Annotated in this window: 10 protein-coding genes; 8 read left to right on the top strand and 2 right to left on the bottom strand. The window is 43.8% G+C overall.

Features of this window, described 5'->3' with window-relative positions:
• Positions 1 to 29: 29 nt before the first annotated feature.
• The 4 genes from istB (at position 30) to BQ7480_RS18175 (ending at position 5,005) form a co-directional block, all read left to right on the top strand.
• Positions 30 to 785 (top strand): IS21-like element helper ATPase IstB, encoded by a 756-nt coding sequence (gene istB, locus BQ7480_RS08495; RefSeq protein ID WP_071150252.1) that lies wholly within the window; start codon positions 30 to 32, stop codon positions 783 to 785.
• A 51-nt stretch (positions 786 to 836) separates the two neighbouring features.
• Positions 837 to 3,416, top strand: a complete 2,580-nt coding sequence (locus BQ7480_RS08490; RefSeq protein ID WP_235816664.1) for an AAA domain-containing protein — start codon at positions 837 to 839, stop codon at positions 3,414 to 3,416.
• A gap of 452 nt (positions 3,417 to 3,868) precedes the next feature.
• Entirely contained in the window at positions 3,869 to 4,450 is a 582-nt protein-coding gene (locus BQ7480_RS18180) for an ATP-binding protein (RefSeq protein ID WP_235816663.1), read from the top strand.
• Positions 4,451 to 4,465: 15 nt separating this feature from the next.
• Positions 4,466 to 5,005 carry a hypothetical protein gene (locus tag BQ7480_RS18175; RefSeq protein ID WP_235816662.1) on the top strand — a complete coding sequence of 180 codons (540 nt, stop codon included), beginning with the start codon at positions 4,466 to 4,468 and terminating at the stop codon, positions 5,003 to 5,005.
• A gap of 118 nt (positions 5,006 to 5,123) precedes the next feature.
• Here the strand turns inward: BQ7480_RS18175 and BQ7480_RS08475 are convergent, their stop codons facing one another.
• Positions 5,124 to 5,951: a nucleotidyl transferase AbiEii/AbiGii toxin family protein gene (locus BQ7480_RS08475; protein WP_007855251.1), complete on the bottom strand. Its 828-nt coding sequence runs from the start codon at positions 5,949 to 5,951 to the stop codon at positions 5,124 to 5,126.
• On the bottom strand, positions 5,948 to 6,574 hold the full coding sequence (locus tag BQ7480_RS08470) for a type IV toxin-antitoxin system AbiEi family antitoxin domain-containing protein (protein WP_072542533.1): 627 nt from the start codon (positions 6,572 to 6,574) through the stop codon (positions 5,948 to 5,950). The genes BQ7480_RS08475 and BQ7480_RS08470 overlap by 4 nt, the downstream gene beginning before the upstream one ends.
• 1,002 nt (positions 6,575 to 7,576) lie before the next feature.
• Here BQ7480_RS08470 and BQ7480_RS08465 point away from each other — a divergent pair.
• Genes BQ7480_RS08465 through BQ7480_RS08450 form a run of 4 tightly spaced genes read left to right on the top strand, consistent with a single transcriptional unit; the run spans position 7,577 to position 11,783 of the window.
• Positions 7,577 to 9,073: an amino acid adenylation domain-containing protein gene (locus BQ7480_RS08465; RefSeq protein ID WP_072542532.1), complete on the top strand. Its 1,497-nt coding sequence runs from the start codon at positions 7,577 to 7,579 to the stop codon at positions 9,071 to 9,073.
• Between the two features lie 19 nt (positions 9,074 to 9,092).
• Positions 9,093 to 9,335, top strand: a complete 243-nt coding sequence (locus BQ7480_RS08460; RefSeq protein ID WP_072542531.1) for an acyl carrier protein — start codon at positions 9,093 to 9,095, stop codon at positions 9,333 to 9,335.
• Between the two features lie 13 nt (positions 9,336 to 9,348).
• Positions 9,349 to 10,743 (top strand): MBOAT family O-acyltransferase, encoded by a 1,395-nt coding sequence (locus BQ7480_RS08455; RefSeq protein WP_072542530.1) that lies wholly within the window; start codon positions 9,349 to 9,351, stop codon positions 10,741 to 10,743.
• The gene (locus tag BQ7480_RS08450) at positions 10,743 to 11,783 is read left to right on the top strand and encodes a histidine kinase (RefSeq protein ID WP_072542529.1); all 1,041 of its coding nucleotides are present in this window, start codon (positions 10,743 to 10,745) and stop codon (positions 11,781 to 11,783) included. The genes BQ7480_RS08455 and BQ7480_RS08450 overlap by 1 nt, the downstream gene beginning before the upstream one ends.
• The last annotated feature ends 71 nt before the right edge of the window (positions 11,784 to 11,854 follow it).

The raw sequence follows: 11,854 nt of genomic DNA, 5'->3' as shown, positions 1-11,854 counted from the left end.
CAGACTTCTAACACTCAAAACAAATAACGATGGATGAAATTATCAATGCTCTAAGAAACCTTAAGATGCCTGGAATGGCCCATTACTGGGCTACCATGCAGGAGACGCGACAGGCAGAGTCGCTCTCCTTGAAAGACGGTCTGCAACTGCTTATACAGGCTGAACTGGATAACCGGAATCAAAGCCGGAATGCCCGTCTGATAAAAAAAGCACACTTCCGTTATCAGGCTTCCATAAGTGAAGTTATCTATGACTGCAAGCGTGGCGTGGACAAGCAGAAAGTACTTAATCTTGCCACTTGTGACTATGTGAAAAACGGGGTATCCATACTTATTACGGGTGCTGCCGGTACCGGTAAAAGCTGGTTGGGTACAGCGTTTGGTCATCAGGCCTGCATGAACGGATATAAGGTTGCTTATTATAACCTGTACAGGCTCTTCGAGGAAATAAGCCTTGCCCGTATATCCAGTACCCTGCATCGTTTCTTCGCCAAGCTGGCACAGACTGACCTGCTTATACTGGACGACTTCGGCATGAAAGTTCTTGACGGACAACAGTTACTTGACTTTATGGAGATTATAGAAGACCGCCATGGACAAAAAGCTACGATCATCATATCACAACTGCCGGTTGCCAACTGGTACGATGTGATGAAAGGCAACACGACTGCAGCTGATGCAATATTAGACAGGTTGGTACACACAAGTGTGCGCTTCGAGCTACAAGGCAGCAGTTTACGTCAAAAAAGACATCAAAACTGCAACGTTACAGACGAAAATCAATAAATTTGCATCGCCATAGGTAAAGAGTATGAAAAGTGAACGGATATCACCGTTTTGGGTGAACGGATATCAACCGTTTTCAGCAATCTGACACATCCTGATACAATCAATCTTGGAGAAAAAGGGCTATACATCAATAATAAACACATTAACAATGTTGCAGAATTACTACGTTTTACAGATGGTCGCTACATTTTTTATCGAGTGACCTATGACAATGGCTACTATGAGAATCTAGAAGGAAACGAGGTCTATATTACCCGTACCCCGATTGACAAAAATGGAGGTTCTATTTGGGATTATCTTCGCAAACTGGCTGATGAAACAGGACTGATTGCGGAAGAAGATGATGAAAGTATTCTATCCAAACAATATGAATTGGTAGATGTGAAGCGTGACAATGTTCCCTTGGCTCAATACCTAGGTGACAAAACAAAATTGGCAACTTGCTCCATGCCCCAACAAGTCTATTATCCGTTTGGATGCAATGCCAGCCAAAAAGCGGCCGTAGAAGCAGCATTGACGCATCAGGTAAGCGTTATTCAGGGACCTCCGGGAACTGGTAAGACACAGACGATACTGAATATCATTGCCAATCTGCTGATGAAAGGTAAAACGGTATTGGTTGTATCAAACAATAACTCGGCTGTAGAGAATGTAGCTGAGAAACTAAACGGAGAAGGACTAGGCTTTCTTGTGGCCCAACTGGGTAGTGTACAAAACAAAGAAACATTCATCGCCAACCAGCCAGAGTATCCTGCTATGACAGATTGGAAGATTGAGGAACAAACAACTACAAAGAATCTGGCGAAAGACTCACTTCAAGCCGTTTCACAAGGATTTGATGGTCAACTCCGACAAGCCAGATTAAAGGCTGAATACGATGCCCTATTAAAAGAATCGAAATACAACGAAATGCGGAAAGACAACCATACAGAGGATGAATGGTTGAATGGCAAACCATCGGCTAAACTTATGAAATTACTCAACCGCTATCAGATGATGGTTGAGAACGGACGTAAGCCAGGTTTATGGTTCAGATTGCAATGGGCTTTTTCATTAGGAATTAAAATATTGACATTTTTAAATAGGAAAGCAACAGATGTCATAAACAGTTTGGAGTCGGCCTATTACTTTTCTCGAAAAACAGAATTAGAGCAAGAGCTGGAATCGATTGCTTCGGCACTCCAAAGCATCGATATCCAAAAGAGTATGAAAGAACTTCGCTCTTCTTCTCTGCAACTATTGAAGGACAAGATAGCTAAACGGTATAATACCGGACAAAGGAAAAAATTTACGATCAAGGATATTAAGCCCAGAACAGAAGAGTTTCTGAAAGAATATCCGGTTGTGCTCAGCACCACTTATTCGGCCAAAAGCTGTATCAGTAAAGACATGGTATTTGACTATGTGATTATGGACGAAGCCTCCCAAGTGGATATTAAGACGGGGGCTCTGGCTCTATCATGTGCCACGAACGCCGTGATTGTGGGTGACGACAAACAGTTACCCAACGTGGTAAGCCGAGAAGAAGAATTGGCGTTGAAGGCTATTCAGACCACATATAAAGTGGACGATCGATATAACGCCGCCACTCATAGTTTCCTACAATCGTGCGTAAAAATATTTCGGGATGCGCCAGTAACACTGCTTAGAGAACATTATCGTTGCCATCCGAAAATCATAGAGTTCTGTAATCAGCGCTTTTACAATGGAGAACTGGTTGCTATGACTACAGACGAAGGAGAAAAAGATGTATTGCAAGTGATGCGAACTATACCCGGCAACCATGCCAGAGGACATTTCAACCAACGAGAAATAGATGTCATTACGCAAGAGGTATTACCGGAATGCGCAGAGTCGGAAAGTATAGGTATTATTACTCCGTATCGGGCACAAGCTGAAGCAATCAACAAAACCGTCGGAAAAGACATAGCCAGTACAGTACATAAGTACCAAGGGCGGGAATGTGACACCATCATTATGAGTATGGTGGACAACTATCCTACCGAATTTTCGGATGACGCCAATTTGCTTAATGTGGCCATTTCCCGTGCTAAGACCAAATTATGTCTGGTTACAAACGGCAATGAAATGCCAGAGGATTCCAATCTCAGCCAGCTAATCAGTTATATTCAGTACAACAATTTTGAAGTGAAATCCAGTAAGTTGCATTCTGTTTTTGATTTGCTCTATCAGCAATATACAGCAGAAAGATTGGCTTACGAAACTGCTCATCCTGCCGTCTCTGAACATTTATCAGAGAATCTAATATACGATATCTTGTTAAAAGCCATTGCTGAATTAGGTTTGCCCCATACGGGAGTACTTTGTCATTATCTACTGTCCAGACTTATTGCCGACTGGAATCAATTGGAAGATAAAGAAAAAGCGTTCGCTGAAAGTCCATTCTCACATGTGGATTTCCTGCTCTATAATTCCCTGACCAAACAACCGATCTGTGCCATTGAAGTGGACGGATGGCATTTCCATAAAGAGAATGACGTCCAACAATCACGTGATGCGTTGAAAAATCAGATATTTAAAAAGTTAGGACTTCACTTGCTTCGCATTTCTACGACAGATACAATAAATCAGGAAACGATAAAAAAATTATTATTAGCAATTTTATGAAAAAGTATATACACAACAAAAACAAAGAAGACTTCTGAAAGATCTACCGTTTTATCATTCAGTTTAGATATATACTTGAAAATCTAGATTTTACTGCTCCAGCTTTCTTGGCAACTTGGTACCCATTGTACTTTTTGTCATAACTCAACCTATCATATAATATACAAATATAGCGGTTTTACTTTATTTTATGATAGGTTACAGAAATAGAGAAGATACTAAGCATTATTATATTATTCGTAGAGTTCGTATTTCACCTATAACAAATAATATATTGTTTCTTGCCAGAAAACGAAACCCATTATGATTGTACAACTTTTATCCAGATATTTATGTATAGACAACACCAATCAGCAAAATACTACAATAAATGTATATACACTTTTTGTAGCATCGACTTATGTAATTACATTTTTGTGCTATATTAGCAACATAATCAAAAATAGAGTGATATGGAAGAAGTTCCGTTTATATATGGAAAAATAGCCATCGGAAAAGATTTTTGCGATCGTGAAAAAGAAACGACTTACTTGGTCCAGTATTTCACATCGTTAATCAACACCATTATTATCTCTCCTCGCGGCTGGGGTAAAAGTTCGCTTGTAAATAAGGCAGCAAAGTTAGCGATGGCGCAAGACTGCAAACTCCGAATCTGTCATATCGACCTTTTCAATGTACGTAGCGAGGAGCATTTCTATTCGCTGCTCGCCCAAAAAGTAATTGCCGCCACTTCCACAAAATGGGAGGAAGCAATCGAGAGTGCGAAGAGTTTCTTTTCGCATCTTGTTCCCAAGATTTCAATCGGTACGGACTCTACTAACGAGGTTTCAATCGATTTTGATTGGGAGGAGATAAAGCGTAATCCCGACGAAGTGCTCGATCTTGCCGAAAAGATTGCCAGGAAGAAGGGCCTGAAAATCGTGATTTGCGTAGATGAGTTCCAAAATATCGCGACGTTTACCGACCCAGACTATTCCCAGAAAAAATTGCGTTCACATTGGCAGCTGCATCAAAGTGTGGCTTATTGTCTCTAGGGCAGCAAGCGCCACATGATGATGGAAGTGTTTACCGACTCATCCAAACCATTCTACAAGTTCGGCAATCTGATGTTTCTCAATAAGATTGACACACTTTACCTTGTGGAATTTTTCAAGAGTCGTTTCGCTGATACCGGCAAGAACATCGACGATGAAGCAAGCCATTTGATTGCAAAGCTCGTAGATAATCATCCATACTACGCACAGCAGCTGGCACAGCTTTCATGGCTCAGAACAAAGGATGTATGTACTGTTGAGATTGTACGTGAGGCGCACACAGCATTGATGGAGCAGTTAAGTCTGTTGTTTGTAACAATCACCGAAACACTGACCACACAGCAACTGAACTACCTCAAGGCTCTTATAGCTGGAGAAAAGGCTATTAGCTCGACTGAAGTGATGCATCGCTATCAAATCTCTTCAACGACCTCAATATCCCGCTCAAAGGCTGCCCTTATCAAGAATGATATATTGGATAATAAGGCCGGTGAAATCTCGTTCCAAGACTCGATTTATGCCTATTGGTTGAAGACTGAGTTCTTTGCAAAATAATAAGACTATGAATAAGTATAACCTTACTTGGATTACCTTCGCCAATAAGAAAAGGTGCAGGCTTACTAAAGCTATAAATACTTTAGTAGTTATTTCTTGGAGAAAGCTTAATGTTGTATTATTCTATTCTTACCATCCCGGCCAACTGCACGAAATAATCATTTGACCAAATATCAAGTTCTTTTGGATTGCGCATGAAAGGCAATACATCTTCTTTCACTTGTTTTATATCAGCTGTAGAGAGACGCTCAATGAGTTTCTCCTTGAATAACTCTAGAGTAATATCCTCATTGTTGAACTGCTTGCATCGTTCTGCCAAATGAGTAAAATCCAACGGAACATTATGGCGTACATACCATTCAAAGTCATACCAATCACGGCCTTTAACCCTATTCTTCCATGCACGATAGACCAGTGCGTGCATCTTGCCTGCAAACAGGTCCGGAAGTGTGAAACAACGGGTCATAAATGAATGTGGTTGGAGCAATAGCTTTTGTTCCGTCTTGAAGTTCAACGGCGGACAAGTATCTACTTCAATCTTTATCTTTATAGACTTCTCTGTTTGGAAAGTCACATCATACACATCGGTATTATCTTTAAGAAATGCCGATTCGACTTTCCCAAAATTCTTCTTATCTTTTTTCTTTATTTCAACCTCACGACCTACCATTGCAAAGGCATCAATGATAGCAGGGAAGTATTTCGTAAAATCGAAGGTATCATCTTGCGCAAGCAATGAGAAATCCATGTCCTCACTGAAACGCTGCAAGCCATGAAAGATTCTCAGACAAGTTCCGCCATAGAACGCAGCCGATTCAAAGAAGCCCCCAGCATACAGGCCTGCAAGTATCATTTGTTGGTTCACTTCAAATATGGCGTTTCTCTTATGTTGCTCCGTTGTTAAATCATAACGGGAGAGCATATTGTCGAATATTTCATTTTTCATCGTCTTAAGAATTTTAGAAGTGTTGAAATTGAATCAGCCTTTTTGCCAACCTTTATATAATCTTCAAATATGGTTGCGTCCATATTATAGAACTCATCCATATCCATACGAATATCCTGCTCAAGATATGTCTCTACATCCTTCATATAACGAAGAATGACTTTTGAGGAATTGGCAATCAAATCACACAAAGCCTTTTCCGGTGATGCAATAAGAAATGCATAGTCACCTTTATTCATACTCCTTACTCCTATCGGAAATGCCTTTCTTGAAATATATTTGTAGTCATAATTGCCGACTGGAGTTTGAAAGCTTCGGGGATGTTTTACAGTCATTGATTGATGAACATATACAGCCTCGGGGATAAGTCCATAATATCGTAGTGCAGTAGACATTGAAATATACGAAGGTGTATAGAGATGATTGGCAATCAACTCACTTGATAGAGTCTTTCCTGAATATTCGGGGTTGATCACATAAAGTCCCCGCTTCAATCTGATGATAATCCCTTGCTTTTCGAGCCAGGTTACTTTCTTGTCAGCAGACTTAAGTTCCGGATACAACGATTCAATGATTGAAGTCGTTACTGGAATGGTTCCTATTTCACTTAATTGTCTATCCATACTGCAAATATAGCAATATTTTGAACAATAAAAGAAATAATGCTTCCTTTTCTGTTCAGAATATTGCTACTTAGGCAATCTTAAAAAAAGCGATCGCTGTCACATAAGTCTGTCGTTTGTAACAATCACGAAACACAGACCACACAGCAGCTGAACTAGCTCAAGGCTCTTATGGCTGCTGAAATCTCGTTCCAGGACTCGATTTATGCCTATTGCTTGAAGACTGAATACTTCGCAAAGTAATCATAATGTCCCCTCTGTTTCAGGGCCACTTTTGTACCTTTTCTCATCAAAAAACGCCATTTTTCACAAGTTTTTGTACCGCACATTTTGATATTCAAGAAATTACACTTACTTTTACTTTCCCAAATGGAGGTACAAGCCGAGAATGGTGCTAAAAATCACTAACTTACACATTCTCAGATACTTGCCAACCTGCTGGTTGTACCTTTTAGAGCGCTATACTATTGATAATCAACGATGTACACATACTGCATAGGCAAATAATAAATCTGTTTCAAGCTAATCTAAATATAAAAACTACTGGTTCTCAGTAGCTTTTATTGTTTCTAGCTAATCTCCTCTTTTCCCCTTTTATGTAGACTCAAAAACGCCTAAGCATAAATACCCATTTGTGCTTAGGATTCCTATGTTCCCCACACGGAAAACGTATGTTTCCGCCTTGGGAAACGTACGTTTCACGGATGGAAAACATACGGTTCTCGAATGGAAAACATAAAAAACATTTCCTCATGATGCACAATTCGACGAAGCATTTTCCGGAAACACTACAGAGCAGTCATTTTTCTCGCAATAAATCACGTATATTTTTCCCTGTCAAAATGCTGTTCGCATACAAATCAGTATAACTATTATCTATCACATACTTACATTTAACCAATATTCACATTCCTGGAATAGGGGGATTTGCACCAATCTCCGTTATACAAATAAACAAGTAAAGGAAAGCAGAGATAATAGACTAGACTATAACTACGTAATATGGAAAAGAAAAACGACGCAGATATGCTGGCAGCCATGGTCCAGGCATCGAACCGTTATGCCATGCGTCCGGCACTGGTCCTTGACGACCGGACCTTTACCTATCAGGAATTGTTCGGACTGGCAGGAAGTATTTGTGAAACGCTGAGAAATCTCCACGGAGACACGGTGGGCATCGCGGCCGAAAACCGTATGGAAACCTATGCATCCATTTTGGGTGTGCTACTTTCCGGGAAAACCTACGTCATGTTACATCCCGATTATCCGGCAGAGCGCAACGCTCGGATAGCCCGGCAATCCGGCATCGGCCTGTGGCTCTACAGTGGGGAAAATGGCCACATGCTTCCCGCTGACATCAGGGCCATACGGGTGTCTCTCCCCTCCCATCGGCTTGCTTTGCCGTCCGGCATCGAGGAGGTGGATTCCGACGTACCGGCTTACATCATCTTCACGTCCGGAAGTACGGGCGAACCCAAGGGTGTCCCCATCTCCCGGAAGAACCTGAATGCGTTCTACCAGGCCTATCGGGCTTTAGGATGGCAACTGGATGAAAACGACCGTATGCTTCAGATGTTCGAACTGACGTTCGATGTCTCTGTCGTGTCGTTTCTTTATCCCCTTACTCTCGGCGCGTGTGTCTATCCCGTTCCGCAACAGGGAATGAAATACCTGAACGTACTGGATATCATGGAGCGTCATCGACTTACGTTTGCGGCTGTAGCCCCTTCCGTGCTTCGGTTGTCACGTCCTTATTTCGGGGAAATCTGTTTCCCGGACTTGCGCTATCTCGTCGTCACCGCGGAGGCCACCGACGTGAATCTGCTCCACGAATTTCGTCCTTGCATACCCAATGCTACGGTCGTCAACCTGTACGGACCGACCGAAGCGACCATCTACTGCACGTCGTATGTCATCCCGGCGGAAGGGGCCAAACACCATAACGGCATGGCGGCAATCGGGAAACCTTTTCAGGGGATGGACTATCTGATTGCCTCCCCTTCGGGCAAACCCCTTCCGGCCGGAGAGACGGGGGAACTGTGGATTTCCGGACCTCAACTCATGAGCGGGTATTGGGGGGCTCCCGAAAAGACGGCGGAATGTTTTGTGACGGATTCCTCCGGAAAGCTATATTACCGTACCGGCGATCTCTGTCTGGCAGATGCGGACGGAGACATCGTTTATTGTGGCCGCAAAGACACACAGGTAAAGATACAAGGCTTCAGAATAGAATTGGGCGAGATTGAATACCACGTCAAGGCGTTCTACCGACATAGCTGTAACGCGGTAGTGTTGCCGGTTTTTACCTCTGACGGAAGTTGTGAACTGCACCTGGCCGTAGAGCGGGAGACGGAAGATACGGAACGCTTGGAACAGTACCTGCAAAGTCATCTGCCGGCTTATATGTGCCCCCGGCACATTCATTTCATGCCTTGTTTTCCACAAAACAACAGCAACAAAACTGACCGGAACCAACTGCTAAAATATATCACTCAATAACTCAAAAACAATCAAGTATATGGAAACGAAAGAATTATTGGAAATCCTGAACGGAATATTCAGAAAAGTATTGAAGAGAGACAACATCACCTTGACCGAAAGCACTACGGCCCACGACGTGGAGGGATGGGATTCGCTGACCAATATGGTACTGCTCACCGAGATTGAGAAGAAGTTCGGGGTGCGTTTCACGTTTCGTGAAATCGTGAAACTGAAAAATGTGGGCGATCTTTGCCAGACTATCCTGAATAAGGCCAAATAAGGAGGGAGAAGCGATGTCATTCATTTCCCTTGAATTTGTCCTGCTGCTCCTGCTCTGTTTCACCTTATACCATTTGGTCTGTGAGAAAGGGCGGAAGCGGATTCTGCTGGCGGCCAGTGGGGTTTTCATCGGCTACTTCAATCTCGTATTTCTTGTCACGGCTCTGGTCGTAAGTCTTTTCACCTACGGTGCGGCGATACGGATTGAGCGGGCCTGTGAAAAAGGAAGGGGCTCCCGCTTGATTTACTGGAGCAGTATCTCCTGTCTCGTTCTCTGCTGGATTGGGTTCCGCTATGCCCACCAGTTGACCGGAAACTCCGGCATTGTTTTCCCGTTGGGCATGTCGTTCTACACCTTTCAGGCCATCGGCTACTTGACGGAAGTGTATTGGGAGGAAGAAAAGGCGGAGCGGAATCTGATGGATTTCCTGCTTTATATGCTCCTGTTCATGAAGTTCCTGTCGGGCCCGATTGAACGGTCGGCCGATTTGCTCCCGCAAGTCCGAAGACTCTCCCCTGCCTCCTATTCCATGATGACCTACGGCCTGAAGCTGATTGTGGTGGGATTGGTGAAGAAGCTGGTGCTTGCCGACCATATAGCGCCCTACATTGACGGGGTGTTCGATTCGATGCACACCGCCTCAGGTGTACAACTGCTTATGGCTTGCCTGCTCTATCCCATCGAACTGTATGCCGACTTCTCCGGCTACACGGACATGGCGATTGGAACAGGCATGTTGTTTGGATTGAAACTGTCACCCAACTTCGCGCATCCCTTTGCCGCCCAGACTACGGCTGAGTTCTGGCGCCGCTGGCATATCTCCCTTTCCTCCTGGGTGCGGGATTACCTTTTTCTTCCTTTGTCATCGTTTACCCGCCGTTGGGGACAAGGAGGTGTGGCGGCAAGCCTCATGGTGACCTTCATTGCGTTGGGTATATGGCACGGTGCGGGATGGACATTTGCCGTCTATGGATTCATTCAGGGGCTTGTGATTGTGTGGGAACTGAGGACGGAGAAAATACGGAACAAGGTAAGGAAACAGATTGGAGAACGGCTGTTCGCCACGCTTTCGGTTGTCCGCACCTATCTCATTTTTGCCGTATCGCTGGTGTTCTTCAAGGCACAGTCTGTTTCAGACGCGTTCTATTTCCTGCGGAACATCTCTTTTCAGACTCGTGCGAGCTGGAAAGAAATCAATATCGGCATGTCCGACCACATCTGCATCGTAGCTGGCAGTGCCTGGTTGCTGATACTGCTTTATGACTTTTTTATGTCCAAAGGCGACTTGCACCTGCGTTTAGAGAACCAGCCTGCCTTCGTCCGTTGGACCGTGTATTATTTAATTGTGTTTGCCGTGTTCGCTTATGGCAAGTTCGGCACGGAAAACTTCATATATCTGCAATTCTGATGGAAAAAATACCGGAAACTATTACGGACGCACCCATCCGTAAACGCGCTGCTTTCCTGCGTCTCGTCCGAAAATCGCTGTGGTTTGCCCTCCCATTCTGGGCTTTGATGGCCCTTTACGTGTATGATGATCCTTTCATGGTCCTCCGCAAATACGACCTGTATGATTCGGATGTCATGCTGAACGAACATCATGTGGGTTGGCAAATATACCGGAACCATAAGGACAGCGTACATTTCAATTCTTTTATTTTGGGTAATTCATCTACCATGGCTTTCCGTTGTGCGGAGTGGGAAAAATACCTTTCCCCCGGTGATCATGCCATCCGTCTTTTCGGAAATGGAGAGAGTTTGAAGGCGATAAGTCTCAAGCTTCATGCCCTCGAGAAGGAAGGGGCAGAAATAAAGAATGTGCTGCTGGTTCTTAACCGTACCTCGCTTTCACGTATTAGCCCTTTGAGCGGTTACAGCAACGTACTTCCGGCTGCTGTATCGGGAGATAGTCCGTTGGTCGTGCAGATGGAATTCATGCAGGCATTCGCGATGCCGGACTTTTTGTTCCCTTATCTGAAATATAGAATCACAGGACGTGTGGACCCAGACATGAGGCAGATGAATCCTTATGGAAGGATACGCGATTCGCGGAACAATGATTCGTTCAATCCACGTGAGAAGATGATTGAGCAGGAAGGTGAGGCATACTGGAGAAACCGTAAACAGGAGTTTCCCGAACGGAAGGGTATTGCTGTGGTAGAAGAGCCTGTCCTGTTTCAGCGGCAACGTGTGCTGTTGGAGGAAATCAGGAAAGTCCTGCGCCGTCACGACACCTCGGTACGTGTCATCATCAGTCCGGATTACAACCAGAAAGAACTGCACCCGGACGACAGAGCATTCTTGCAAAGCATTTTCGGGAAAGAAAATGTGTATGATTTCAGTGGCATGAACGAATTTACAGAAGATTACCACCACTATTATGAATCAGGGCACTATCGTCCCTTGTTGGGCAACAAGCTGCTGGAAAGAATTTATCAATATCAATGACATCCGAATCTGCCACTGACAAAGACAGGTGGAGCAGAATGAAAGGTTGCAGGAACGTATCAGAGAGTTGA

The sequence above is a fragment of the Bacteroides mediterraneensis genome (assembly GCF_900128455.1).
Taxonomy (GTDB): Bacteria; Bacteroidota; Bacteroidia; order Bacteroidales; family Bacteroidaceae; genus Phocaeicola; species Phocaeicola mediterraneensis.
This window is presented reverse-complemented; position numbering and strand designations above follow the sequence as displayed.